Source organism: Geothrix paludis, from assembly GCF_022808815.1.
GTDB classification, from domain to species: domain Bacteria; phylum Acidobacteriota; class Holophagae; order Holophagales; family Holophagaceae; genus Geothrix; species Geothrix paludis.
In genome coordinates, this window is the sequence record NZ_JAKZLC010000001.1 from 899,816 (window position 1) to 923,800 (window position 23,985).

Consider the following 23,985-nt stretch of genomic DNA (forward strand, 5'->3'; position numbering starts at 1 on the left):
TTCTGGCGACCTTCCAGTGTAGCGGGGGCTCAGAATCTGGCCTGCGGCCAAATTCCGAGGCGGAGGGCCTTCCCTCAAGTCCTCGTATCGGCGCAGACCAGGACGATCTTCCCGATCACGCCACCCCTTTCCAGCAGTTCCTGGGCTTCCCTTGCGGCGGAAAGCGGCAGCCGCTGTGCGACGAGCGGCCTGATCTTCTGCTGCTGAAGCAGGTCCAGCAGGGTGATGAGGTCCTGACGGAACAGGGCCGGTCGCAGCCGTTTGAGCGTCTGGATGCTGTAGGGGACCACCCGCCTCCGGCCGGGGAGGACCCAGCCCCCGAGGATGTAGAGCAGGTAGATGGGGATTCCATGGAGCCGATTCCGACGGCCGGCGCGACCGGCACCCAGTCCCTCTCCGCGCAGTGTCGTGGTGTTGCCGTAGCCCACCACTCTTCCCCCGGATCGCAATGCCCCCCGGGATTGCCAGAGGTGGGCGCCCCCAAAGGGATCGAAGACGGCGTCGACACCGCCGCCCGCGAGGCGCCGGGTTTCGGCCACGAAGTCCTGATGTTGGTAGTCGATCGGGGTGGCGCCTAGCTCGGACACGGCCGGGGCGGAACGCAGAGAGCAGGTGCCGTACAACTCCAGCCCGGCCAAGTGGCCAAGCTGCAGAAGGGCCGTTCCCACGCCGCCGGCGGCGCCATGGATCAACGCGCGCTGGCCCGGCTTGACCTTGGCGGAACGATGAAGCATCTGGTAGGCCGTGATGTAGTTGAGGATGAGGCTCACGGCTTCCGCCGGGTCCAACCCGGAAGGCACCGGGACGAGCTCGCGCTGCGGCAGGCAGATGAACTCTGTGTAGGCGCCATGGATCGGCATCGCGGCAACCACCTGGCCCGGCGCGAACCTCGAAACGCCCGGGCCGGGGAGGTCCACCACTCCGACCAGGTCCCAACCCGGCGTGTAAGGCACCGGTGGCGTTTCGGGGTGGATGCCCTCGTGCGCCATGATGTCGGGCATGGCAACCCCTGCGGCCAGCACCTTCACCCGCACTTCGCCGGCCGCTGGTTCGGGGCGCGCCTCTTCGATCACCTGGAGCGCCTCAGGCCCGCCGTAGTGGGAGACAACGACTCGCTTCTGTCTCATGGGCCCTCCTCCTCTTTCGTGAATCCCACGCGACGTGGGCATGACGAAATGCCGGACTGCCTGATGCGACCGCGAATGGAACGGTTGGGACCTGTGATGGGAAAAAGGTACGGGGCGGAGGGAAGCGCTCCCAGCCGCTATCGCCGGGGTCATCTCCCTGGCTACTTCTACATGATATCCGGCCCATCGACGCGCCAAGTTGGCGCTGCCTTTGCAGCGCCAACCTGGGCGTCGCGCGGCGCTAGCGCCGCGGGGCCGGCTCCTGCAGGTTCGCCAGGAACTCGTCGTTCGTCTTGGCCTTGCCCAGGCGGTCGACGAGCAGCTCCATGCTCTCGCTGGGGCCGCTGGCGCTGAGGATCTTGCGGAGCACCCAGATCTTGGCGAGCTTGGCGGCGTCGATGAGCAGGTCCTCCTTGCGGGTGCCGGACTTCTGGATGTCCATGGCCGGGAAGATGCGCTTGTCGCTGAGCTTGCGGTCCAGCACGATCTCGCTGTTGCCGGTGCCCTTGAACTCCTCGAAGATCACGTCGTCCATGCGGCTGCCGGTCTCGATCAGCGCCGTGGCGATGATGGTGAGGCTACCGCCGGCCTCGATGTTGCGCGCCGCACCGAAGAAGCGCTTGGGGCGCTGGAGGGCGTTGCTGTCCACGCCGCCGGAGAGCACCTTGCCGCTGGGGGGCACCACGGTGTTGTAGGCCCGGCCCAGGCGCGTGATGGAGTCCAGAAGGATCACCACGTCCTTCTTGTGCTCCACGAGGCGCTTGGCCTTCTCGATGACCATCTCGGCCACCTGGACGTGGCGGGTGGCGGGCTCGTCGAAGGTGCTGGAGACCACCTCGCCCTTCACGCTGCGCTCCATGTCGGTCACTTCCTCGGGCCGCTCGTCGATGAGCAGCACGATGAGGAACACTTCCGGGTGGTTGGCGGTGATGGAGTTGGCGATGTTTTGCAGCAGCACGGTCTTGCCCGTGCGGGGTGGGGCCACGATGAGGGCGCGCTGGCCCTTGCCCAGCGGCGTCATCAGGTCCATGACGCGGGTGCTGACCTCCTGGGCGTCCCGCTCCATGCGCAGGTGGTGTTTGGGATACAGAGGCACGAGATCATCGAAGTGGGCGCGGTCCTTGGCCACCATGGGCGGATCGAAGTTCACGGCGTCCACCCGCAGCATGGCGAAGAACTTCTCGCCTTCCTTCGGCGCGCGGATCATGCCGGAGAGCGTGTCGCCGGTGCGCAGGTTGAACTTCCGGATCTGGCTGGGCGAGATGTAGATGTCCTCGGGGCCCGCGAGGTAGTTCTGGTCGGGGCTGCGCAGGAAGCCGAACCCCTCGGGCAGCACCTCCAGCACGCCCTCGGCAAAGAACTGGCCCTCGCGCTCGGCCTGGGCCTGGAGCACCCGGAACACCAGCTCCTGCTTCCGCATGGCGAGCGGGTTCTCGATCTGCAGGTCCTTCGCCAGTTCGGCGAGCTTGCCGATGGAGAGTTCCTTGAGCTCTTGCAAGCTCAGGATGGCCGGGGACTGAGAAGGGGTGGCCATAGGTCACCTCAGGGGCAGGGCGAGTCGGAAGTGGCTCGGGGAAGGATGTATGGTAGGCCAGTTTCCTCTATCGGCCAAACCCGGCATCGACTTTATCCATGAAGTTCCGAATCCTGGCCACGAATCCTTTGGGGTCCTCGACGGGGTAGGCATGCCCGATGCCCGGTACGACTTCGAAGCGGCTGCCGGGAATGCGCTGGGCCGTCTCCAGGCACTTCCAGGGCGGGGTGAGGAGATCCTCGGCACCGGAGAGCATCAGGACTGGATTTTGGATGAGACTCAGACGCTCCCGGATGTCCCAGCCCAGGATCCCCCGGATCTGATGCAGGTTGCCGTGCATGGGCTTCCCGGCGCCCCCCGTCACCACCTGGTGGTAGGCCCGCAGGACACCGTGCCGGGCCTCCAGGAACGCGTCGCCCCAGAGGAAGGGCGCCACGGCATCGAACTGCATGAGGGGCCCGCCCACCTCCAGGCATCGGGCCCAGTGCTCGGCCTTAAGGGCCATGGCGAAGTCGATGCGCGGCATGGCGCTGGTGAGCACGGCTCCAGCGAAGGCGCCGGGATGGGCAGAGAGCAGCTCCAGGCTCATGGCGCTGCCGTTGGAGAGGCCCACCAGCCAGGGCCGTTCCACGCCCAGGACGCCGAACAACGCCTTGGCCTCGGCGGCCATCAGGGCGGTGGGATAGGGGCCCGCCTCCGGCGCGTCCGACTTCCCCTGCCCCCGGCTGTCGAAGGTGAGGACGCGGTAGCGGCCCATCAGGCCTGGCAGCACCCCGGCCCACATGGTGGTGTCCGACAGCAGGCCGTTCAGCAGCACCACCCAGGGTCCATGCGGATTCCCCTGGACGCGGTAGTGGAGCTTCAGGCCCGAAGGGAGGGTGGCGAACGTGGGCTGGGGTCGCATCAGCCCCTCAGCTCCGATGGCTGGTACTGCGCCTCGAAGCGCCAGGCGCCATCCTCCCAGCGGATGACCGTGCAACTGGCCTTCTTCACCTCGAGGCTGCGGCCCGTGAGATGGAAGATCAGCTCGCCGAGGAAGGGCTGGTGGCTGACGAGGGCCAGCACGCCGCCTGGCATCTCGGCCGCCAGCCCGCGCAGCCAGAGGTCCGCCTGGGGCACGCGGCTCTCCGGCAGGACCAGCAGGGAGGTCTCCATGGGAAAGACCCCGGAGGCTTCCTGGAGGCAGGCCATGGTCTCCATGGCGCGCCGGTAGGGGCTGCTGAATCCCCGGGTGGGACGGTGGCCGCGGCTCACAAGCCCCTTCATGGCCGCGCGGGTCCTGGTCCAGCCTTCCCGGGTCAGGGCCCGGTCCGCATCGCGCTGGCCAGGCCGGGCATCCTCCGCGATGCCATGACGGATGAGCAGGATCGAAGTCATGCCGTGATCTTACCGCTCCCGCGAGGCCTTCCACGCCAGCCGCGCCTCCCGGCGCCGGTGGGCGGCCAGGTAGCGGGCGTCCTCGGCGTAGGTGGTGGGGTAGATGGGGGGCACGGGCTGGGGACGCAGCTCGTCGTCTACACTCGCAAAGGTGAAGACACAGCTGTTGGAGAGATTCGTCTGGGTCCGGTCGCGGCTCACGCGGATGATGTCCGTCTCCACGCACACACTGGTGTTTCCGGCATAGACCGCCCGGCTGAGGAACTGCAGCTTGTCACCCATGCGCACGGGCTGAACGAAGTTGATGCGGTTCACGGCCACGATGACGGGGCGGTGCGGTGCCACCTGTTCCGCGCAGATGGCCGACTGCTCGAAAGCCTGGCGGATGAGGTGCCCACCGAAGATCTTGGTGGGGACGTTCTCATGCTCTGGATAGGTGCGCTCCCAGCCGCTGGTGACGCACTCCGCCGCCATCAGCCCCTGGAAGCCGGAAGCGTCCTGGGCCGCGTGCAGGGAAGCCAGCAGGGCGTATTCGTCGCGGCTGGGTGGCTCCTGGGCCTGGTGCAGCTGCTGGCGGTAGCTTTCCCGCCGCGCGATGGCGCGTTCCCAGCGCCGCAGCGCCAGGGCATCGCCGGGTTCGAAGCCGGGAAGGACCAGACTCTCCGCTCCCGCCCCCGCGGTGCTGCGGGCCACCATGGTGAAGTAGCAGGAGGCGATGTGGGCGGCGGGCAGGCCCGCTTCCGCCGGGTGCTCCACGCGGATGCCCACTTCCAGGCTGGTGCGGCCCACGAAATTGACCCGGGCCCGGAACACCATGTCGCGGTGCACGTCCGCCGCGCTGCGCACGAAGATGTTGTCGATGGCCGCCGTCACCACCCGGGCCTGGGGATGGGTGCGGCGCACGTAATCCAGCGCGCACTCCTCCGCAACCTTGTCGAGCACTTCGAGGATCAGGCCGAAGCGCACGTTGGCCGGAAGGTCCTGGTCGAGCACCATGTAGCGCCGCCGCAGGGATGGATCGGAACCCAGGGGGACTGTGAGGATGCGGTCTTCGGGATCAGCCATGGACCAGTATGGCGGAAGGTTGTCGATACAGAATTGGAATATCCCTTGGAAATTATTGGGTTTCGTGAGAAGCTTCCTGTTTGGGCCTCTCCCGGCTGGCGCTGTCTGCCATCTTCTGCGGGAACAGCCCCGGGAGACATTGTGAACGACCTGACCTTCGCAGCCCTCGGCTGCAGCGAAGCTTTGCTGGCCGCCCTGGCCAAGCGCGGCTTCGAGACCCCCATGCCCGTGCAGGCCCAGACCTTCAAGCCGGGCCTCGAAGGGCGCGACCTGCTGGTGCAGAGCCGCACCGGCTCCGGCAAGACCCTGGCCTTCGGCCTGCCCCTGCTGCACCGGCTCTCGGACGAGCGCCACACCCAGGCCCTCATCCTCGCGCCCACGCGCGAGCTGGCCCAGCAGGTGGGTGCCGAGCTGCACAGCCTCGTGCCCAAGCTGCCCATCGCCTCCCTCGTCGGCGGGGTGAGCTACACGCCCCAGCTGCGGGCCCTCAGCATGGGCGCTCCCGTGGTGGTGGGCACGCCGGGCCGCGTGATGGATCACCTGGAGCGCGGCACGTTGGACTTGGGCCGCGTCAGCATGATCGTCCTCGACGAGTGCGACGAGATGCTCAACATGGGCTTCCTGGAGGATGTGGAAACCATCCTCGCCAAGGTGCCCGCGGGCCCCCAGACCTACCTGTTCTCGGCCACCCTGCCCGCCCCCATCGCCAAGCTCGCCAAGCGTTTCCTCAAGGATCCCGTCCAGATCCAGTTGGCGGAGGCCGGCGAGCAGGCCAGCCACGCCGACATCGCGCACACGCCCGTGCTCGTGCCCGACCATCACCAGGTCCGCGCCCTCGTGAACCTGCTGCTGAAGGACGAGCCCAGCGCCGCGCTCATCTTCACCAAGACCAAGGCCCAGACCGAGGAAGTCGCCGAAGAGCTGACCGTCTCGGGCCTGCCCGCGGCCTTCCTGCACGGCGACCTGGCCCAGGCGACCCGCACCCGCATCCTCGGCCAGTTCAAGGACGGCAAGCTGCGCTACCTCGTGGCCACGGACGTGGCGGCGCGGGGCCTCGACATCGGCGGCCTTCCGCTGGTCGTGCACGTGGGCATCCCCACCCAGCTGGAAAGCTACATCCACCGTAGCGGCCGCACGGGCCGCGCCGGTGCGAAGGGCACCAGCCTCGCCCTCGTGAACTGGAAGGAGAGCCGCATCCTGCTGGCCTGGGGCCGCCGTGGCGGGCTCAAGCTGGACTGGCGCGCCGTGCCCACGCCCGCGGAGATCCGGGAGGCCCAGGCCGCCAAGCTCCTGGACGGCATCCAGGGCGCCGCCAGCGCCGCACTGCTCGCCCAGGCCACCCAGCTGCTGAAGGACGCCGACCCCCTGCGCCTCGTCGCCGGCCTGCTGGGGCTGGTCCAGGCCGAGAAGTCGGCGGGATTCGAGCTGCCGAACGAGCCTGAGAAGAAGACCAAGCCCCGCTTCGACACCCCCCGCGAGCGCAAGGAGGGCGGTCCCCGCCCCCAGCGTTCCTACGCGGAGCGCAGCGCCGCCCGGGGCGAGGCTCCGCGGCCGGATTCCGCCTTCTCCAAGACCCGGCCTGATGGCAGCTTCAAGCCCCGCCGCGAGTTCGACGAGAAGCCGCGCCCCTACCAGAAGCCCAAGCCGGAGGCCGACACCCGCCCGCGCCGCACCTGGGAGGACCGCCCCGCTCCCAAGGACACACCCCGCCCCTGGAAGACCGCCCCTGCGAAGGCGTGGAAGAAGAAGTAGCCTTGTATCCTCCTATCTCCAAAACAAAGGGCGCCGATTGGCGCCCTTTGTTTTGGAGCGGGTGAACCACGGATCACCCGTTTGGATCCGTCGCGTTCAGATCCACGGGCTTGGGTTCCTCGACCTTGGCGGGCTGGCCCCAGACGCGGTTCTCCATGGGCTGGACCGCCGCCTTGTCCCGGGCCTCCTTCACCTTCTGGATGGCCTCGGCGTCGCTGCCGGACTTGGGCACGGTGCCGGGCTTGAAGGCCAGGTGGAGCACCTTGTCGGCGGTGGCGGAGGTGGCCAGCAGGCCCGTGTAGCGGTCGATGTCCGCCCATTCCATGCCCTCGGGAGCCTGGAACGTCTCCTGCGGCGTGGTCGGCAGGGCCGCCTTCATGAAATCGACCCAGATGGGCAGGGCCACCTTGGCGCCATCCGCCCCCCGGAAGATCGTCTTCTTCTCGTCCAGGCCCACCCACACGCCGCACACCACGCGCGTGGAGAAGCCCAGGAACCAGGCGTCCGTGTGATCGTCCGTGGTGCCGGTCTTGCCGGCCACGGGCCAGTTCAGTTCGTTACTCTTGGCGCCGGTGCCGCTGGTGGCCACGCCCTGGAGGCACTGGATGAGCTGGTAGGTGCTCTGCGCGTCCAGCACCTGCTCCGTGGCCGCGCCGCCGTGGGTCTCCAGGACCCGGCCGTTCCGGTCCACCACCTTCTTGATGAAGAAGGGCGGCGGCGCCTGGAGGCCGCCGTTGGCGATGGTGGCGTAGCCGCGCACCATCTCCTTCAGCGTCAGGTCGGCGGAGCCGAGGGCCATGCTGGGATAGGGGGGGATGCTGCTGGTGATGCCGCACTTGCGGGCGAAATCGATGACGTTGAGGACGCCCGTCTCCTCCAGAGTGCGGACGGCGGGCACGTTCCGGGAATCGCGGAGGGCCTCCCAGATGGGGATGGGGCCCCAGAAATCCCGCTCGTAGTTCTTGGGTTCATACGGCTTCACGCCGCCGCGCAGGGGCTTGTATTCCGAGGTTCCGTCCGGGAGGGTGACGGTCATGTAGTCCACCGTGTTGACGAAGCGCGTGGGCACATCCAGGACCATGCTGGCGGGCGTCTTGCCGGCGGTGAAGGCCGCGCCGTAGACGAAGGCCTTCATGGTGGATCCGACCTGGCGCTGCGCCTGCATGGCGCGGTTGAATTTGGAGCGGTTGAAGTCGTAGCCGCCCACCATGGCGCGGATCTCGCCCGTCTTCGGATCCAGCGCCATCAGGGCGCCTTCCACCTGGGGCTCCTGGTCCAGCTCCAGGGTCTTCGGCGTGCCGTCATCCGCGGCCTTCACCAGGAAGAGCGGCGCGGCTCCGCGGGGCAGCAGCTTCTGGGGGTCCTTGCCGATCCAGGCGAAGGCGCTGTCGGGAACTTCGAGAGTTGTCTTGCCGATGCGCACCTGGGCCTTGCCGCCCTTCCAGGCGAGGATCACGCCCCGAACGTTGTCGCCGGCCTCGAAGTAGCGCTTCCAGCCGTTGAGCTGCGTCGTGTCGGGATCCGTCACGAATTGCACGGCGTCCTTCCGGAACCCGCGACGGCGATCCACCGCCTTCAGACCGTTCCGCACGGCCTCGTTGGCGGCCTCCTGCCAGTAGCTGTCCACGGTGGTGGTGACTTCCAGGCCGCCGTTCAGGACCTGCTCGCGGCCGTACTTCTCGTAGAGGTACTTGCGGACCTCCTCCACCACGTAGGGGGCCACGGCCTCCTCGTGGGCGTTTTCACGGGCCAGACGGATGGGCTTGTCCATCAGCAGACTGGCTTCCTGGGCCTTGAGGTAGTCCTCCTTCACCATCCGGAGCAGCACGTGGTTGCGCCGGGCCTTAGCGGCGGCGCGGGCCTTGGGGTCGGGGTTGTACGGGTTGTACCAGTTGGGATTCTGGACCAGCCCTGCGAGCAGGGCGCATTCCTCAACGTTGAGCTGGGGGGCGCTCTTGCCGAAGTAGAACTCCGCGGCGGCCTCAATGCCGTAGCGCCCGCCGCCGAAGTACACCTCGTTGGCGTACATCTCCATGATCTGCTTCTTGGAGTAGGCCTTCTCCAGCTTGCGGGCGAGGATGATCTCCTTCAGCTTGCGGTCCAGGCGCTTCTGGCGCTTGGCGGTGACCGTGCGGATGAGCTGCATGGTGAGGGTGGAGGCGCCCTCCCGCCGCCGGCCGAAGCTGGTGATGAAGTTCACGCCCGAGCGCATGATGCCCCGGGCGGAGACGCCGCTGTGGCTCCAGAAATCCGAATCCTCCGTCGCGACCAGCGCGTTCACGAAGGCCTTGGGGATGTCGCCGTAGGGGATCACCACCCGGTGCTCCTCGGCGAAGATGCCGATGACGTTGCCGTCGTGATCCAGCACCTTGGTGATGGTCTTGGGCACGCGCAGGGCGAACAGCGTGAGGAAGCTGTCCGCGTCCCGCGAAAGCACGGACCAGGACACTGCCAGGGTGGCCGCGCCGGCCACCGACAGGGCCAGGAAGGCCCACAGGGCGCGCCCGATCCAGCGCCGGGCGGGGGATGAGTGGGATGCCTGGTTCGAAGCCATGGGACCAGGATAGCGGTAGAGTGTTGCCATGCCCCAGCGATTGATCCTCGTGGCCAAGGCCAAGTCTCCGCACCTGGTGTCCACCTTGCGCGAGGCGGTCCCGCCGTTCCTCGATCGGGGCTGGGCCGTCAAGGGCGAGCCGGCCCTGGCCGAGGCCTGGGCCCAGGCCGACCTGCCCCCCGCGAAGCTGGCCCTGGATCCGGATCTTGGCACGGCGGATCCCGTCGCGGACCTCTGCCTGGTGCTCGGCGGCGATGGCACCCTGCTCCATGCGGCCCGCCGCGTGGGCATGCGGGGCACCCCCATCCTGGGCATCAACCTCGGCTCCCTGGGCTTCCTCACAGCCCATCCCGTATCCGAAGCCGCCGCCACTGTGCAGGCCTTCCTGGCAGGGACCCTGGCGACCGACCGACGGCCGACGCTAGAGGTGGAGCTCTGGCGGGAGGATCGTCAGATGGTTCGGCAGACGGTGCTGAACGATGCGGTGGTGGCCAAGGGCGCCCTGGCCCGCATCATGGACATGCACCTGCGGGTCGGCAATGAGGATGCCGGTCCCATCAAGGCGGACGGACTCATCGTGGCGACGCCCACGGGATCCACCGCCTATGCGCTGTCCGCGGGAGGGCCCATCCTGCATCCCAGCCTGGAGGCCTTCGTCGTGGCCCCCATCTGTCCGCATACCCTGACCCTCCGCCCGTCCGTGGTGCCCGCCTCGCGCCCCATCAGCATCACCTTGGAAGAAGCCGAGGACGCCCACCTGACCCTGGACGGCCAGGTGGGGCACCGGCTGTTCCCCGGCGATGAAGTGCGGCTCCGCCAGGCCCAGACCCGCATCACCCTCCTCCAGCGCCCCGGCCTGGACTTCTTCGCCCTGCTCCAGCAGAAGCTGCACTGGGGGGATCGGTGAGGTTCAGTCCTGAGCCCTCAGTCCTCGGTCCTCAGTCTGGAATTTGAGCAGCCCTGCGGGCCGGCCATTGGTTTCCATTTGGGCCGTTCAAGCGGGTCGGCGCCGACCTGGAGCCATCGGCCCGCCTTCTCCAGGACTGAGGGCTGAGGACCGGAGACCGGGGACCACCAGTGGTCTGTCCCCCGCAGACCGCCCGCGCCGGGGCCCATTCCTGACCTTTCGGTCGGTGGCGGTCTGCGCCGGAGCCCGCTTGTGACCACGCGCACACGGGGTGGGCATGACACTTCCCCGTGGTAGGACCTGCGTCCCTGCATGGAGTTCCCATGGCCCTCAAAGAACGACCGAAACCCTTCCTGCTGCCGGAGTACTGCAAGGGCTGCGGCCGGTGTCTCGACGCCTGCGCCAAGGACTGCATCCACCTCAGCGACCAGATCAACCCCCTGACGGGCCTGGTCCCCGTGGAGCTGGACTTGACGAACTGCAACGCCTGCGGCCTCTGCATGGACGCCTGCCCCGAGCCCTACGGCCTGCGGCCCGCCCATGAGGGCGAGATCCAGGACTTCGAGCTGGAGGATCCCGCCAAGCTCTTCGGCGTGAAGCCCAGCAACGCGCCCGAGCCCGTGGACATGCCCTCGGAAGTGCTGCCCCTGCCCCGCACCGAGCCCCTGGTCATCAAGGGCACCTACGCCTCGGCCCTGGGCGCCCTGCTGGCGGGCTGCCGCCACGTCTACGGCTACCCCATCACCCCCTCCACCGAGGGCGCCGAGCTGATGGCCAAGTTCCTGCCCAAGCTCGACGGCACCTTCATCCAGGCCGTCAGCGAAGTGGCCACGGTGAACATGATGTACGGCACCGCCGGCGCCGGGCTGCCCACCATGACCTTCACCTCCTCGCCGGGCTTCAGCCTGATGCTGGAGGGCGTGTCCTACATGATCGGCGCGGAGCTGCCGGGTGTCTTCGTGGACGTCATGCGCGGCGGGCCGGGCCTGGGCAACATCGCTCCCGAGCAGTCCGACATCAAGCTGGCCTGCCACGGCCTCGGCCACGGCAACACCCAGGCCATCACCCTGGCGCCCTCCACGCCCCAGGAGATGCTCGACCTGACCATGCTTGCCTTCGAGCTGAGCTTCAAGTACCGCAACCCCGTCATCCTCCTCGGCGACGGCTACCTGGGCCAGATGACCGGCAAGGTGCAGCTGCCCGAGACCATGATCAAGCCCGGCATCCCCAAGTGGGCGGTCTTCGGCGACGCCATGCACCGGAAGAACGTCATCACGTCGATCTTCCTCACGGAGAGTGACCTCGAGGCCCACAACGTCCACCTGAACGCCAAGTACGAGGCCATGCAGGTCGAAGCCCGCGCCGAGTCCTTCCTCTGCGAGGACGCCGAGGTGGTGCTCATCGCCTGCAACACCCCGGCCCGCACCGCCAAGGGCGCGGTCCAGGAGCTGCGGCACCAGGGCATCAAGGCCGGCCTCTTCCGGCCCATCACCCTCTGGCCCTTCCCTGTGGAGGAGCTGAAGGCCGCCATCCACGGCGCCCAGCGCATCGTGGTGGTGGAGGCCAGCGCCGGGCAGCTGGAGGACGAGATCCGCCTCGCCCTCAGCAAGGCCGGCGTGAACCAGTTCCCCGAAATCGAATCCGTGCGCCGCATGGGCGGTGTCCTGCCCCAGCAGAGCGAAATCATGACCCGGGTCCTGGGTCGGAAGGAGGTGCTCGCATGAGCAAGGCCAGCGTCTTCTACGACAGGTTCGAGCGCCACTCCCACGGCGAGGGCCTGAAGGGCCACGCCACCCACTACTGCCCTGGCTGCGGCCACGGCCTGGCCCACAAGTACCTGGCCGAGGCCATCGACGAGCTGGGCATCCAGGACCGCACGGTGGCCGTGAGCCCGGTGGGCTGCTCCGTGTTCCTCTACTACTACTTCGATGTGGGCAACACCCAGGCCGCCCACGGCCGCGCGCCCGTGGTGGCCCTCGGCCACAAGTTCGCCAACCCGGAGAGCGTGGTGGTGAGCTACCAGGGCGACGGCGACCTGGCCTCCATCGGCCTCGCCGAGACCGTGGCCACGGCCCAGCTCGGCGCCCCCATCACCGTCATCTTCATCAACAACGCCATCTACGGCATGACCGGCGGCCAGATGGCCCCCACCACGCTGATGGGCCAGACCAGCTCCACCAGCCCCTCGGGCCGGAACGAGTACAACGGCCAGCCCCTCAAGATGGCCGAGCTCATCGCGGGCCTCGACGGCCCCGTCTACGTGGAGCGCGTGGCCCTTTACGACGCCAAGCAGCGCATCAAGGCCAAGAAGGCCATCCACAAGGCCATGAAACTCCAGGTGGAAGGCCGCGGGTACTCCTTCATCGAGGTGCTGGCCGAGTGCCCCACCCACCTGAAGATGAACCCCGAGGACACGGAGAAGTGGGTCAAGGAGTGCATGGAGCCCGTCTATCCGCTGGGCGTGAAGAAGGACCTCACCGTCGATCCCTGGTTCAAGCGGAACGCGCCCTGCTTCAAGGGCGAGAAGATCCTCAGCCTGGCCGGGGCCACCTCCGAGCACCCCGAGCGCTTCTGCAAGGGCTTCCCCACGCACCTGGCCCCCAATGACATCTCACTGAAGCTCGCCGGCTCCGGCGGCGACGGCGCCCAGACCGCGGCCATGCTCATCGCCCGGGCCGCCATCAGCGAGGGCTTCGACGCCACCCACATCCCCAGCTACGGCCCTGAGAGCCGCGGCGGCACGTCCTACGCCGACGTCCACGTGGCCGAGGACGAGGTGCTGAACCCCGGGTCCCCGGATCCCCAGGTGCTCATCGCCTTCAACGCCCCCAGCCTCGTCAAGTTCGGTCCCACGGTCCGCAAGGGCGGCTTCGTCATCTACGACAGCTCCGTGGTGACCGACGCCCCCGTGCTGGATCCCAGCATCAAGATGTTCCCCGTGCCCTTCACGGGCATCGCCACCGACCTGGGCAAGGCCGTGGTGAAGAACATCGTGGCCCTGGGCGCCCTCCAGGCTGCCACGAACATCTTCCCCAAGGACACCCTGCTCGGCGCGATCCGCACCGCCTTGAAGGACAAGTGCGCCCTGATCCCCCTCAACGAAGAAGCCTTCGCCTGGGGCATCAAGTCGGTGGAAGCGCTCGACAAATAAGCCCGCAATTCCAGGAGGCAGCCATGACGGACATCGCCATCCAGACCACCCTCAACGCCGAGGAATGGAAGATCGTCATGGCCCTCCGGGAGATCCCGGACAGCCCGCTCCGCGCCAAAGTTTCCGGCCTCCTGGCCGAGCTGGCGCGGTTCATCCAGCAGCCCCGCTGCCTTGGCATGCAGAGCGACGGTTTCCCCTGCGGGAGCCCCCACACCAGCTGCGAGGAATGCCAGCACATGCTGAACGTCCTCGACGATCTGGCGGGGAGGATCCCGGTCCAGGGCTGAAGGCCTTTCAAGGCGGGTTAAGCTGGAGTTCCATCCACCTCGAGGACACCATGACCAAGCTCGCCCGGGCGCTGGCCTGCCTGATCGGAACCGCAGCCGTGATCCAGGCGCAAGGCGCGCCCTCGGATCCCTGGGCCCCCGTCCGCTTCCTGGTGGGGGAATGGCAGGGCGCCATCACGGGAGACCAGGGAACGGGCACGGCCACGCGCCGCTACCGCTTCATCCTGAGCGGCCAGTTCCTCCAGGAGCGGAGCATGGCCAGCTTCCCGCCCCAGCCCCTCCACCCGGACGGCACGGTGGCCAGCCACGCCAGCTTCCTGGCCTACGACACCGCCCGGAAAGTGCTGGTGTTCCGCCTCTTCCGCCAGGAGGCGTTCAGCGGCACCTTCGTCCTCTCTCCGGCCCAGAGCCAGTCCACCAAGCTGGTCTTCGAAAGCGTGCAGCTGGACAGCGCCGCCACGTCGAAGGCCCGGGAAACCCTCGAGCAGATCTCCCCCGAGGCCTATGTGGAGACCTTCGAGGTCGCCGAGGCGGGAAAGCCGTTCTCGGTTCGGAGCCGCATCCAATTCAAGCGGCGTCAGCCCTAGCCGGTGATCTTCTTTTGGATCTAGCCATTAATCATTATTTTCATACCATGAGCATGACAAACAGCGGCATTTGACGGCGAGTCTTGGAAAAGGACTTGCAGGACATCATCGGGTCCGCATATTTCAGTCTGCGCCACCGCCTCTGCTCTGCTCCGCCGACAAGGCCCGGCCTTCGAACCGACGCCAGGCCCCTTCCCCAGGGTGGCGCGATCTGAACTTTCCACAGGGCCCCCGGGCCGCTTCGCCTGCGACATGCGGGGCGGAGGGGTTCTGTCCCCGCGGTTCTTCCACCCCCATCTTCAGGAGGCATTGCCATGCGCAAGCAACTGCTGTCCTCCCTGCTGGCCCTGGCCGCCGCGATACCGCTCATCACCTGCGGTGGCCGGTTCGGCGTCGACAAGGAAGGCAACCGCACCCTCGTCCTGCTCCACACCACGGATGAGCATTCCCGCCTGCTCGGCGTGGGCCCCGAGGTCGACGGCTACCCAGCCCTCGGCAAGTCCCAGCAAGGGAAACTGGTGGGGGGCATCGCCCGGCGCTCCTCCATTCTCGCGGCGGAGCGGAAGCGCGCGGACGTCCTGCAAGAGAGCAGCCTGACCTTCTCTTCAGGCGACAACCTCATGGGCACCCTGTTCCAGGCCGCATCCACCTCGGCCTCGCCGGACTACCGGGCCCTCAAGGCCCTGGGCTATGACGCCACCACCCTGGGCAACCACGAATTCGACGCGGGCCCTGCCTACCTGGCGGGCGCCCTCTATGCGGCCCAGGCCCAGGGCGGCCTCGTCCCCGTCATCGCCAGCAACATCCACTTCTCCGGGGAGGCCTCCGCACCCGACGCCGCCCTGGCCAGCCTCTACGATCCCACCGGCCAGGACGCCACCAAGCCCATCCGGCCCTACCTGGTGCTCCGGGCGACCAACGGCCTGAAGGTCGGCGTCCTGGGCGCACTGGGGGCCATCCCGGCCGCCACTGCCCCCCTCAAGGCCCCCGTCTCGTTCACCGTGCCGGAGGATCCCAACCAGGAGCTCCAGGCGCGGGTGGACGACCTCCGGAACACCGAGAAGGTGGATCTGGTAGTCCTACTGGCCCACGCCGGAACGGAACCTGACACTCCCGAACTGGGCGAGAGCTACCAGATCGCCCGGAACATCGCCGGCATCGACGTGATCCTCAGCGGCCACACCCATGTGACCACCCCGCCCTTCCTGGTGGCCAACGCGACCACTGGGAAGAACGTGATCGTGGTGGAACCCGGCTGGAACGGAGAGGCCGTGGAGCGGCTCGTCCTCAAGGTCAAGCAGGACGGGACCATCCAGATGGATGCGGACCAGACCACCCTGATCCCCGTGGACGATCGCACCCCCGCCGATCCCAAGATGAGGTATCTCGTGGATGAAGCCATCCAGGCCCTCGAGACCCCCGAGGAATGGACCGGCGCCGGCCAGTCCATGCTCGAGCGGACCCTCAGCGATATCGAGGGCGCCCCTGTGGTGAACGATCCGAAGACGACCGGTGACCTGTTCTTCAGGAAGCTGGGCGCCACCACCTTCGAGCTGACGACCAGGCCCCGCAAGGAGACCGGCATGCTCCGGCTCGCGGCCGATTCGATCCTCGCCGAGGCAGAGGCTTCCGGGGGACCCACCCACGTGAGCATCACCTCCTACGGCAACGTCCGGGGCGGCATCTCCCTGGGCTACAGCGGCACCATCGCGATGTCCGACGCCTTCCGGGTCTACCCCATGGGGCTCGGCCCCGATGCCCTGGGACACTACACCCCAGGCTTCGGATTGGTGCGGGTGGCCGTCCCCGCCATCGAGCTGAGGGCCATCCTGGAGGTCACCGCCACCTACCCCTTCATGACCAGGAATGGCGCGGACCAGTACCTGCTGCCCTCCGGAGTCTCCTTCACCTTCGACACGTCCCGGCCGGTCTTCGACCCGGCGGACCCGGGCAATCCCGCCAAGGGGAGGGTCACCCGGATCGCCTTCGCCACCGACCATGCCGCCCTGGACACCTACGACCTCCCGATCTTCGACTTCACCTATTCGCCGGTCGGCTGGCTGAACGCGGACTATCCCTACATGCCGGTGGTCCTGGCGACGGACGTGTATCTGGCCCTGATGGCCCAGACCCTGGGGCTCGCCTACTGGCTGCCGGACGCCACGGCGGCGGATTTCGCCGGCGGGACCAAGCTGGTGACGAACATCGGCCAGGTGATGCTCTTCCGGTCCACGGACGGTTCCTCGATCAAAGCCTACGAGGCCTTCGCGAAGTACGTGCGCGCCCAATGCCAGGCCAATGGCGGCGTTCTCCCCTCTCGCTACGATGACCTGTCGACCGAGGGAGCGGCGCCCAGGCGGGCCATCGGCACCGGCCCCGGCACGGAGTGACCTCTCCGTTCGAAGCCATTCGTCAGGGTTGATCACGACGACCGCAGGAGAATCTTTCTCCTGCGGTCGTCGCCGATAAGGTCTACAGCCCGCCCCGCAAGTTCGCGAAGGTGCGGAGACCCCCGTCATCGGAAGGCCTCAGGAGGGCCACCAGGCGGCCCGCGTGCAGGGCCCGCAGGGGCGCGCAGGGGTCGGGGAAACCTTCGGGCATGGGCCAGGTTGGTGGTGCCGTCTCGCCGGCAGGAATGATTCGGCCATGGGCCAGGTGATCCGCCTCCACGTCGGACAGAAGGCGCGTTGGGCACCAGGGCAGCAAGTCCGCGCCGGTGAGCAGGCGCTCCTGGCCTTCGCCGGGATCCATCCAGGGGCCGATGGCCGTGCGGCGGAGGGCGGTCAGGTGGGCGCCGCACCCCAAGGCGCGGCCCAGGTCCCGGGCCAGGCTGCGCACGTAGAAGCCGCCGCGGCAGGTGAGCTCCAAGGTGCTCCGTCGCGGCAGGTCCTGGGCGATCCGGCGGGCGGAGAGCAGGAAGACACGGCTGGGGCGCATCACCACGTCCTCGCCCCGATGCGCCTTTTTGTAGGCTGCCTCGCCGTCGATCTTCTTGGCACTGGTGGCGGGGGGCACCTGATCCGTCCAGCCCAGGAAGGGCGCCAGGGCGGCATCCAGAGCCGCCTCCGTCAGGTGCGCAGCCGGGGCCTCCGACACGGGCTTCCCGTGCAGGTCGCAGGTGTCTGTCTCCACGCCCCAGGCCACTTCCGCGACATAGGTCTTGGGCAGGGGATGCATCAGCTCCATGAGCCGCGTGGCCTGGCCCGCCAGCACCAACAACAGACCGTCCGCGAAGGGATCCAGCGTGCCGCCGTGACCCAGGGCCAGTTTCTTCTGCTCCGCCTCGAAGGCCCGGCGCTTGAAGCCGCGGATCACGTCAAAGCTGCTCTGGCCCACGGCCTTGTGGACGAGGTGGATGCCCGGCTCCACCATTCAGCCTTCTTCCGCTTCCGGATCCACGGGCCGGGTGGCCCGCTCCTTCTCGATCTCCGCCAGCAGGGTCTCCATGTGGTTCCCTTCTTCCAGCGTGCCGTCCGGGAAGAAGCGCAGCTCGGGCACCCGACGCATCTTGAGGCGGGACGCCAGCTGGCTGCGGAGGAAGCCTGCCGCGCGGCCCAGGGCCTTGCGGGTGAGCGCGTCCTGGGCCTCCTGGTCCCCACCGTTGGGGGGCAGCACCGTGAAGTACACCTTGGCCACGCTGCGGTCAGGTGAGAGCCGCACGGCGGTGAGGGTGAGGAATCCGAGTTCCGGGTCGCGGAGCTCGCGCTGGATGAGGTTCGACAGCAGGAAATGGACCTGGTCTTCGAGGCGTTCGGGGCGTTGCATGGGCTTCCTTCCGCCCCCATTCTACCGGGCTCGGAGGTGTTAGCCTTCCTCGATGGCCGACTGGTTCGAAACCTGGTTCGACGAGGACTATGCCCTGCTCTACGCGCACCGGGACGCGGAGGAGGCCAGTTTGGCCGTGGCCCTGGCCCTGCGCGAGGCCCCAGAACTGGCGGTGGGCCCGGTGCTGGACCTGGGCTGTGGCGCGGGCCGCCACCTGGAGGTCCTGCGGCGGACCAACCCGCAGGCTTTCGGCATGGACCTCTCCGCCTCCCTGCTCCGACTGGCTGCCGCGGAGCTGCGCCCCTGGCTCCTCCGCGGCGACATGCGCGCCCTGCCGGTGAAGGACGGGGCACTCTCCGGCGCCTGCCTCTGGTTCACCCCCTTCGGCTACTTCTCCGATGCCCAGAACCGTGCGCTGATGCTGGATCTCGGGCGTGTCCTCCGCCCTGGCGGCGCGCTCCTCATGGACTACCTCAACGCGGGGCTGGTGGCGCGCGAGCTGGTGCCCGAGGACACGCTGGAACGCTCGGGCGTGCGGGTCCAGAACCGCCGCGCCATCGAGGGCGGCCGCATCGTGAAGCGCATGACGATCACGCAAGTGGACACGGGGGAGACCCGCCAGGTCCTGGAGAGCGTGCGCCTCTACCAGCCCACCGACATCGAGGCCCTGGCCGCCGACGCCGGGCTGCGGCTGCGGACCGTGAAGGGCACCTACGCCGGGGGCCCCTTCACCGAGGACAGCCCCCGCTGGATCGGCCTCTTCGAAAAGCTTCCGACAGCCGAGAGCTGAGATCTGACAGCCGATAGCTGACAACCGCATCTTCCGTCAGAATGGACCTTTCCAAGAGCAAGGAGCAGCCATGGGCTTCCAGTCGGTGCGGGATCTCAATGTGAAGGGCCATCGCGTCTTTCTGCGGGCGGACCTCAACGTGCCGCTCAAGGAAGGCCGCATCACGGACGCCACCCGGATCCGCGAGACCCTGCCCACGCTGAAGTGCCTGCTGGACGGCGGCGCCTCCGTGGTACTGGCCTCGCACCTGGGCCGCCCCGAGGGCAAGGGCTTCGAGGCCGCGTTCAGCGCTGCACCCGTGGCGGCCTGGCTGAAAGAGCAGGGTTTCGATTGCCGCCTGGCGAGCTACGTAAATGGCGAGGCCGTAGAGGCCGAGGCCGCGGCTCTGAAGCCCGGCCAGGTGCTGCTCCTGGAGAACCTTCGCTTCGAGAAGGGCGAGACCAAGAACAAGGAGGACTTCGCCGCCAGCCTGGCGAAGCTGGCGGACACCTACGTGAACGACGCCTTCGGCGCGGCCCACCGGGCCCACGCCTCGGTCAGCGGCATGGTCCAGCACTTCCCCAAGGACCGCGTGGCGGCCGGCTTCCTCATGGAGAAGGAGCTGAAGGCCCTGGGCAAGGTCACGGAGAACCCGGACAAGCCCCTCGTGGTGATCTTCGGCGGCGCCAAGGTCAGCGACAAGATCGAGCTCATCCAGAACTTCCTGGGCCGGGCCGACGCCATCCTCATCGGCGGCGCCATGAGCTACACCTTCCTCAAGGCGCAGGGCTTCCAGATCGGCAAGAGCCTCTGCGAGGAGGACAAGCTGAACCTGGCCCTGGACCTGCTTAAGCAATCGCAGGTCAAGGGCACGCGCCTGCTGCTGCCCCTGGACCACGTGGCCGCTTCCGAGTTCAAGGAGGACGCGGACTGCGCCATCACCGTGGACCAGAACATCCCCGCGGACCGCATGGCCCTGGACATCGGCCCCGAGACCGTGGCGGCCTACGCCGCCGAGATCCGCGGGGCGAAGACCCTGCTCTGGAACGGCCCCATGGGCGTCTTCGAGATGGCGTCCTATGCGGCCGGCACCCTCAGCGTGGCCGAGGAGCTGGCGGAGGCCGCGGACAAGGGCGCCTTCGTGCTCGTGGGCGGCGGCGATAGCGTAGCCGCCGTGAACAAGGCCGGCGTGGCCACCCGCATGAGCCATGTCTCCACGGGTGGCGGCGCGAGCCTCGAGTTCCTCAGCGGCCTGGAACTGCCGGGGGTCGCGGTCCTTCAGCGCTGAGGGGTGGGCTGGGACGGGGACTCGGTGGCGCTTGGCAGCGAGTACTCCAGCGTGTAGGTGTGCCGGCCACCCTCGATGAGGATCGTCATTCTCCCCGCCAGCCCTTTCAGATCCCCGGTAGCGGAGTCCGGCACCACCATCACGATCCATTCGCCGGGTACCCCGCGGCTCATCACGGCGAAGTGCTGGAGAAGGAAGCTGCCGCTTCGGCCATGGAGTGTCCCGCGCACCTGCTCGATGGCCGTGTAGCCCGCGGAACCCTGGACCTCCGTTCCGGCCGCCAGCATCTCTCCCTGGCTGGCCGCCTCCAGATCGCCCTTGAACCGCTTGTCGATGGACATCCGGCCCGGCGACCAGACGCCTTCCCGCGCCCCTTCCGTGAGAGGCACCAATTTCACGTCGAAGGATCCTGTCGCAAGGGCCGTCATGCGGGTCTCCTTTGGGTGAATGGCCGGGGCCTGGGGGCCGAGGCAGAAGAGCAGGGCTAGGCTCGCCTGGATGAGGGGTATGGTCATGGCGACTCCGGTCGCTGGGGCTGGTCCCAGCCTCGACCCGCCTGTGACGACAGTATTGTATAAACGCGACAGGTGCTGGGAGAGGGTTCGGCATGGCGAAGCCGGTGGTGTGGCGACCGAAGGGCGTGGTGGATGCCGGGGCGATCCGACGGGAATCCCCGGCCGGCCGCTTCCTTCCCGAGGGGCCCCTGGCCGGGTTCGTGGAGCACTTCTGGACCGTCTCCTGGGATCTGCGCGGGCGGCCGCCCCTGACTCGGGAAACCCTTCCCCACCCCTCGGTGCACCTGGTGATCGAAGCCGGCCGCTCCGGCCTCGCGGGCGTCCACACGGGGCGCTTCAGCCGCGTCCTGGAGGGCCGGGGCTGGGTGCTCGGGGCCAAGTTCCTCCCAGGCTGTTTCCGGCCGTTCTGGGGCCGGCCCGTGGATGAACTCACGGATCAGGTGCTTCCCCTGGGAAGGGCCTTCGGCGCCCCCGGCGAAGCCCTCGAAGCCTACGTGTTGCGCTGTGCCGGGGATGAGAATGCGGCGATCTCGCTCGTCGAGGCCTTTCTTCTTGGGCGCCTTCCCGAACCCGATGCCAAGGCCGCGCTGGCTCGAAGCATCGTGGCCCGAATCCGGGAGGATCGCGAGCTGACCCAGGCGGAGGCTGTGGCCCGGGAAGCCGGGCTGAGCCTCCGGTCGCTTCAGCGGCTCTTCCAGGACTACGTCGGCGTCAGCCCCAAATGGGTGATCCAGCGGTATCGCCTCCATGAAGCCATGGAGCAGCTGGAGGCGGATCAGGCGGTGGATCTCCCGGCCCTCGCCCTGGCGCTTGGCTACTTCGATCAGGCCCACTTCACCAAGGCCTTCAAGACCTACCTGGGCAGGACCCCCGCCGTGTATGCGAAGGGCCCGGAAGGCTGATAGCCTCCAGGTCTACCCCATTGGTCGCGCCAGAACCCCATGGTCGACGACCACCCTGCGTTCTCCGGGAGATCCCATGCGCTTCGTCGTCGCCAACTGGAAGATGAACTTCCTGTCCGACCAGGCCCGCGACTTCTGCGAAGCCTTCCTCGCGGATTACGCGCCATCACCCTCGGTGACGACGGCCATCGCGCCGCCCTTCCACCTCATCCGCCCGGTGGCCGACAGCCTGCGGAGCCGCCAGGTGCGCGTCTTCGGGCAGAACGGCCACGCGGAACCCAAGGGCGCCTACACGGGCGAGATCTCCATGGCCCAGCTCCAGGACTGCGGCTGCTCGGGCGTGATCCTGGGCCACAGCGAGCGGCGCCAGTTCTTCGGGGAAACGGACGAGGCCCTGGTGACCAAGGTGAAGGCCGCCCGCGACTGGAACCTGCTCCCCCTGCTCTGCGTGGGCGAGACCCTCGAGGAGCGGAAGTCGGGCCGGACCCTGGAGGTCCTCGACCGCCAGCTCTCCATCCTGGCGAAGACCGGCCCCACGCCCCTCTGGGTGGCCTACGAGCCGGTGTGGGCCATCGGCACGGGCCTCCGTGCGGAGGTCGGCCAGATCCGCGAAGCCCATACCTTCATCAAGATGAAGATCGCCGAACACATGAACCTGAACTTCGGCCCCGTGCCCATCCTCTACGGCGGCAGCATCACCCCCGAGAACTTCCCCGAGCTGCTGGACATCCCCGAGGTGGCCGGCGGTCTTGTAGGCGGCGCCAGCCTGGATCCCGCCAAGTTCGGCACCCTGGTGAAGCAGGCGGGCTGATCAATCCCGATCGAGGAAGCGGTCCGCGACCTCCAGGGCCAGCCCCATCAACCCGGCGGCCGTGAGCCATGAAGGCGGAGCGCCGGTCTGCGGCTCGAGGTCCAGGCCGGCCGCGGGCTGCGGCGCCTGGGCCCGCCGGGCTTCCTTCAGGTCCTCCAGTTCCCGTGCCCGGGCGCGGTCCAGACCGCCACCGGCGATGAAGGCGAGCAGGCGGCGCAGTTCGTCGCGGTCGAACCAGAGACCGTGGGCCTTGCAGACATCCAGCACCACGCCAGACCGCCGGGCGTAGTTCACCCGGTTCATGCGCTGCCCGCAGGCGGGACAGGGGCGGTACTGCACCGGCTCCAGCCCGGTGGCGGACGGGAGCGGTGGCGCCGGAAGAGCGCCCAGCACGGCCCCCTGACGCTCCCGGCTGGCGCCCAGCTGCTCGAACATGGTCCGGTCCAGCCACAGGCCGCCACAGGCCAGGCAGGCCTGCGTGTCGAGGCCTCCGATCTGGCTGGCGGCGAGAGGTTTCGCGCAGGCGGGACAGGGGGCCCCGTCGGCTACGGTCGACGTCCTGGGGGCCATCGCGGCGCCGCAGGAGGGGCAGTGGTCCGCCGAGAGCGGCACCAGGGCGAAGCAGGCGTGGCAGGCCACCGTGGCGAGCTGGGCCTGGCAGTAGGGACACTGCGGCGCATCCGGCGGGACCGGTGCGCCGCAGCCGGGGCAGCGGAGGGCCTTGGCTTCCATCAGTCCTGCTTCGGTTCGGGCTTTGAAGGCGCGGGCTCATCCTTCTTGGCGGCGGGCTCCTGCTTGGCAGCCGGCTCCTGGTAGAAGCGCTGCTCCGCCAGGCGCATCCAGTGGAACTCGGAAGACAGCTTCTGCACCACAACGCGGGCGAAGCCCTTGGCCTCCTCCTCGCGGATGCGACCGTCATCGTCCCGCGATCCGGGCGGCAGCGGATCCATGGCCTCGACCACCTCGGAGGGCTCGATGGCCTCGGTCCAAAGCGGTTCAGGGTTTCCCGGCTGCACCAGGCGGACCTGGGCCCGGACCACCTGAGGACGATAGCCCAGACGGTCCCGGGTGTTCTGCTGCGCCATGGCCGCCTGGCTGCCGGCCCACAGTCCCCAGAAGAGCCCATCCACCACGCCCCAGCCCCGGTTGCCCGAGGCGGCGCTCAGGGCCCCCACGGAGGCGCCCACCGCCACGCCCACCGCCGTGGGACTGGGCTGGCCGGGGGCCGGAGAGACGTCCCGGATGTCCACCTGGAGTTCCGCCGCCCCCACCGGCGGCTTCACGCCCTCGGGCACCACCACCACGCGGGTGGCCAGATGGGCTCGCAGCGCCGAGGCGTATTCCTTCTGGAAGGACTCCCGATCCGCCAGGCCCGAGGGCAGGCTCACGGAGACGCTCACGGGACCGGGCTGTCGCCGGAAGGCCTCCACCTCGGGGCGGGCGCAGCCGACGGCCAGCATGAGTGGGGCGAGGAACAGGATGGGGGCGCGCCGCATGGGACCTCCGCGCCCAAGTCTGGGGGCGGCTGCGCCCTGTGTCCAGGCGCTCGCCCCACCTGGGCGCTAGAATCGAGCTTCCCTGCGAGGCCGCATGC

General features: G+C 68.4%; 22 protein-coding genes. 11 read left to right on the forward strand and 11 right to left on the reverse strand.

Features of this window, described 5'->3' with window-relative positions:
* Positions 1-74 precede the first annotated feature (74 nt).
* The 5 genes from MLE64_RS04120 to MLE64_RS04140 form a co-directional block, all read right to left on the reverse strand.
* Complete coding sequence (locus MLE64_RS04120) at positions 75-1,127, reverse strand: medium chain dehydrogenase/reductase family protein (RefSeq protein WP_243316389.1); 1,053 nt, start codon at positions 1,125-1,127, stop codon at positions 75-77.
* 241 nt (positions 1,128-1,368) lie between these two features.
* Positions 1,369-2,631, reverse strand: coding sequence for a transcription termination factor Rho (rho, locus tag MLE64_RS04125; protein WP_243316791.1), 1,263 nt, complete (start codon positions 2,629-2,631; stop codon positions 1,369-1,371).
* Positions 2,632-2,728: 97 nt separating this feature from the next.
* Entirely contained in the window at positions 2,729-3,565 is an 837-nt protein-coding gene (locus MLE64_RS04130; protein WP_243316391.1) for an alpha/beta fold hydrolase, read from the reverse strand.
* Entirely contained in the window at positions 3,565-4,038 is a 474-nt protein-coding gene (locus MLE64_RS04135; RefSeq protein WP_243316393.1) for a SixA phosphatase family protein, read from the reverse strand. Before MLE64_RS04135 ends, MLE64_RS04130 begins: the two co-directional genes overlap by 1 nt.
* Before the next feature lie 9 nt (positions 4,039-4,047).
* Positions 4,048-5,103, reverse strand: a complete 1,056-nt coding sequence (locus tag MLE64_RS04140; RefSeq protein ID WP_243316394.1) for an acyl-CoA thioesterase — start codon at positions 5,101-5,103, stop codon at positions 4,048-4,050.
* A 141-nt stretch (positions 5,104-5,244) separates the two neighbouring features.
* Here MLE64_RS04140 and MLE64_RS04145 point away from each other — a divergent pair, with 141 nt between their 5' ends.
* Positions 5,245-6,855, forward strand: coding sequence for a DEAD/DEAH box helicase (locus MLE64_RS04145; RefSeq protein ID WP_243316396.1), 1,611 nt, complete (start codon positions 5,245-5,247; stop codon positions 6,853-6,855).
* 73 nt (positions 6,856-6,928) lie between these two features.
* Here MLE64_RS04145 and MLE64_RS04150 read toward each other — a convergent pair whose 3' ends face one another.
* Positions 6,929-9,439 carry a penicillin-binding protein 1A gene (locus tag MLE64_RS04150; RefSeq protein ID WP_243316398.1) on the reverse strand — a complete coding sequence of 837 codons (2,511 nt, stop codon included), beginning with the start codon at positions 9,437-9,439 and terminating at the stop codon, positions 6,929-6,931.
* Between MLE64_RS04150 and MLE64_RS04155 the strand changes: the two genes are divergently transcribed.
* The 6 genes from MLE64_RS04155 to MLE64_RS04180 all read left to right on the forward strand — a co-directional run bounded on the left by MLE64_RS04155 (position 9,438) and on the right by MLE64_RS04180 (position 16,731).
* Positions 9,438-10,316, forward strand: coding sequence for an NAD(+)/NADH kinase (locus MLE64_RS04155; protein ID WP_243316399.1), 879 nt, complete (start codon positions 9,438-9,440; stop codon positions 10,314-10,316). The two genes, MLE64_RS04150 and MLE64_RS04155, sit on opposite strands and share 2 nt — an antisense overlap.
* Positions 10,317-10,639: 323 nt before the next feature.
* Positions 10,640-12,040 (forward strand): 3-methyl-2-oxobutanoate dehydrogenase subunit VorB, encoded by a 1,401-nt coding sequence (gene vorB, locus MLE64_RS04160; RefSeq protein ID WP_243316408.1) that lies wholly within the window; start codon positions 10,640-10,642, stop codon positions 12,038-12,040.
* Positions 12,037-13,467: a 2-oxoacid:acceptor oxidoreductase family protein gene (locus MLE64_RS04165; RefSeq protein WP_243316410.1), complete on the forward strand. Its 1,431-nt coding sequence runs from the start codon at positions 12,037-12,039 to the stop codon at positions 13,465-13,467. Before vorB ends, MLE64_RS04165 begins: the two co-directional genes overlap by 4 nt.
* Before the next feature lie 23 nt (positions 13,468-13,490).
* Positions 13,491-13,754, forward strand: coding sequence for a hypothetical protein (locus MLE64_RS04170; RefSeq protein WP_243287844.1), 264 nt, complete (start codon positions 13,491-13,493; stop codon positions 13,752-13,754).
* 50 nt (positions 13,755-13,804) lie between these two features.
* Positions 13,805-14,341, forward strand: a complete 537-nt coding sequence (locus MLE64_RS04175; RefSeq protein ID WP_243316412.1) for a hypothetical protein — start codon at positions 13,805-13,807, stop codon at positions 14,339-14,341.
* Positions 14,342-14,655: 314 nt separating this feature from the next.
* Entirely contained in the window at positions 14,656-16,731 is a 2,076-nt protein-coding gene (locus MLE64_RS04180; RefSeq protein WP_243316413.1) for a bifunctional metallophosphatase/5'-nucleotidase, read from the forward strand.
* 82 nt (positions 16,732-16,813) lie between these two features.
* Here MLE64_RS04180 and truB read toward each other — a convergent pair whose 3' ends face one another.
* Positions 16,814-17,713 carry a tRNA pseudouridine(55) synthase TruB gene (gene truB / locus MLE64_RS04185; protein ID WP_243316415.1) on the reverse strand — a complete coding sequence of 300 codons (900 nt, stop codon included), beginning with the start codon at positions 17,711-17,713 and terminating at the stop codon, positions 16,814-16,816.
* The gene (gene rbfA / locus MLE64_RS04190) at positions 17,714-18,106 is read right to left on the reverse strand and encodes a 30S ribosome-binding factor RbfA (protein ID WP_243316417.1); all 393 of its coding nucleotides are present in this window, start codon (positions 18,104-18,106) and stop codon (positions 17,714-17,716) included.
* 52 nt (positions 18,107-18,158) lie between these two features.
* Between rbfA and MLE64_RS04195 the strand changes: the two genes are divergently transcribed.
* On the forward strand, positions 18,159-18,896 hold the full coding sequence (locus MLE64_RS04195; protein ID WP_243316419.1) for a class I SAM-dependent methyltransferase: 738 nt from the start codon (positions 18,159-18,161) through the stop codon (positions 18,894-18,896).
* 70 nt (positions 18,897-18,966) lie between these two features.
* Entirely contained in the window at positions 18,967-20,163 is a 1,197-nt protein-coding gene (locus MLE64_RS04200; RefSeq protein WP_243316420.1) for a phosphoglycerate kinase, read from the forward strand.
* Here MLE64_RS04200 and MLE64_RS04205 read toward each other — a convergent pair.
* The gene (locus tag MLE64_RS04205) at positions 20,154-20,678 is read right to left on the reverse strand and encodes a DUF3224 domain-containing protein (RefSeq protein WP_243316422.1); all 525 of its coding nucleotides are present in this window, start codon (positions 20,676-20,678) and stop codon (positions 20,154-20,156) included. The two genes, MLE64_RS04200 and MLE64_RS04205, sit on opposite strands and share 10 nt — an antisense overlap.
* A 92-nt stretch (positions 20,679-20,770) precedes the next feature.
* Between MLE64_RS04205 and MLE64_RS04210 the strand changes: the two genes are divergently transcribed.
* Together MLE64_RS04210 and tpiA are read left to right on the forward strand one after the other, a co-directional pair.
* Positions 20,771-21,580 carry an AraC family transcriptional regulator gene (locus MLE64_RS04210; RefSeq protein WP_243316425.1) on the forward strand — a complete coding sequence of 270 codons (810 nt, stop codon included), beginning with the start codon at positions 20,771-20,773 and terminating at the stop codon, positions 21,578-21,580.
* Positions 21,581-21,656: 76 nt separating this feature from the next.
* Positions 21,657-22,391 carry a triose-phosphate isomerase gene (tpiA, locus tag MLE64_RS04215; protein WP_243316433.1) on the forward strand — a complete coding sequence of 245 codons (735 nt, stop codon included), beginning with the start codon at positions 21,657-21,659 and terminating at the stop codon, positions 22,389-22,391.
* On the opposite strand, the gene MLE64_RS04220 is transcribed toward tpiA, so the two are convergent.
* On the reverse strand, positions 22,392-23,123 hold the full coding sequence (locus tag MLE64_RS04220; RefSeq protein WP_243316434.1) for a zf-TFIIB domain-containing protein: 732 nt from the start codon (positions 23,121-23,123) through the stop codon (positions 22,392-22,394).
* Positions 23,123-23,887 (reverse strand): hypothetical protein, encoded by a 765-nt coding sequence (locus MLE64_RS04225; protein ID WP_243316435.1) that lies wholly within the window; start codon positions 23,885-23,887, stop codon positions 23,123-23,125. The genes MLE64_RS04220 and MLE64_RS04225 overlap by 1 nt, the downstream gene beginning before the upstream one ends.
* Positions 23,888-23,985 lie beyond the last annotated feature (98 nt).

Bases quoted from the DNA above. Each gene is read 5' to 3' on its own strand.
- MLE64_RS04200 (WP_243316420.1), top strand. From the start codon at position 18,967: ATGGGCTTCCAGTCGGTGCGGGATCTCAATGTGAAGGGCCATCGCGTC.
- MLE64_RS04175 (WP_243316412.1), top strand. From the start codon at position 13,805: ATGACCAAGCTCGCCCGGGCGCTGGCCTGCCTGATCGGAACCGCAGCC.
- MLE64_RS04140 (WP_243316394.1), bottom strand. From the start codon at position 5,103: ATGGCTGATCCCGAAGACCGCATCCTCACAGTCCCCCTGGGTTCCGAT.
- tpiA (WP_243316433.1), top strand. From the start codon at position 21,657: ATGCGCTTCGTCGTCGCCAACTGGAAGATGAACTTCCTGTCCGACCAG.
- truB (WP_243316415.1), bottom strand. From the start codon at position 17,713: ATGGTGGAGCCGGGCATCCACCTCGTCCACAAGGCCGTGGGCCAGAGC.
- MLE64_RS04205 (WP_243316422.1), bottom strand. From the start codon at position 20,678: ATGACCATACCCCTCATCCAGGCGAGCCTAGCCCTGCTCTTCTGCCTC.
- MLE64_RS04120 (WP_243316389.1), bottom strand. From the start codon at position 1,127: ATGAGACAGAAGCGAGTCGTTGTCTCCCACTACGGCGGGCCTGAGGCG.
- vorB (WP_243316408.1), top strand. From the start codon at position 10,640: ATGGCCCTCAAAGAACGACCGAAACCCTTCCTGCTGCCGGAGTACTGC.
- rbfA (WP_243316417.1), bottom strand. From the start codon at position 18,106: ATGCAACGCCCCGAACGCCTCGAAGACCAGGTCCATTTCCTGCTGTCG.
- MLE64_RS04220 (WP_243316434.1), bottom strand. From the start codon at position 23,123: ATGGAAGCCAAGGCCCTCCGCTGCCCCGGCTGCGGCGCACCGGTCCCG.
- MLE64_RS04225 (WP_243316435.1), bottom strand. From the start codon at position 23,887: ATGCGGCGCGCCCCCATCCTGTTCCTCGCCCCACTCATGCTGGCCGTC.
- MLE64_RS04155 (WP_243316399.1), top strand. From the start codon at position 9,438: ATGCCCCAGCGATTGATCCTCGTGGCCAAGGCCAAGTCTCCGCACCTG.
- MLE64_RS04165 (WP_243316410.1), top strand. From the start codon at position 12,037: ATGAGCAAGGCCAGCGTCTTCTACGACAGGTTCGAGCGCCACTCCCAC.
- MLE64_RS04130 (WP_243316391.1), bottom strand. From the start codon at position 3,565: ATGCGACCCCAGCCCACGTTCGCCACCCTCCCTTCGGGCCTGAAGCTC.
- MLE64_RS04150 (WP_243316398.1), bottom strand. From the start codon at position 9,439: ATGGCAACACTCTACCGCTATCCTGGTCCCATGGCTTCGAACCAGGCA.
- MLE64_RS04195 (WP_243316419.1), top strand. From the start codon at position 18,159: ATGGCCGACTGGTTCGAAACCTGGTTCGACGAGGACTATGCCCTGCTC.
- MLE64_RS04180 (WP_243316413.1), top strand. From the start codon at position 14,656: ATGCGCAAGCAACTGCTGTCCTCCCTGCTGGCCCTGGCCGCCGCGATA.
- MLE64_RS04135 (WP_243316393.1), bottom strand. From the start codon at position 4,038: ATGACTTCGATCCTGCTCATCCGTCATGGCATCGCGGAGGATGCCCGG.
- MLE64_RS04170 (WP_243287844.1), top strand. From the start codon at position 13,491: ATGACGGACATCGCCATCCAGACCACCCTCAACGCCGAGGAATGGAAG.
- MLE64_RS04210 (WP_243316425.1), top strand. From the start codon at position 20,771: ATGGCGAAGCCGGTGGTGTGGCGACCGAAGGGCGTGGTGGATGCCGGG.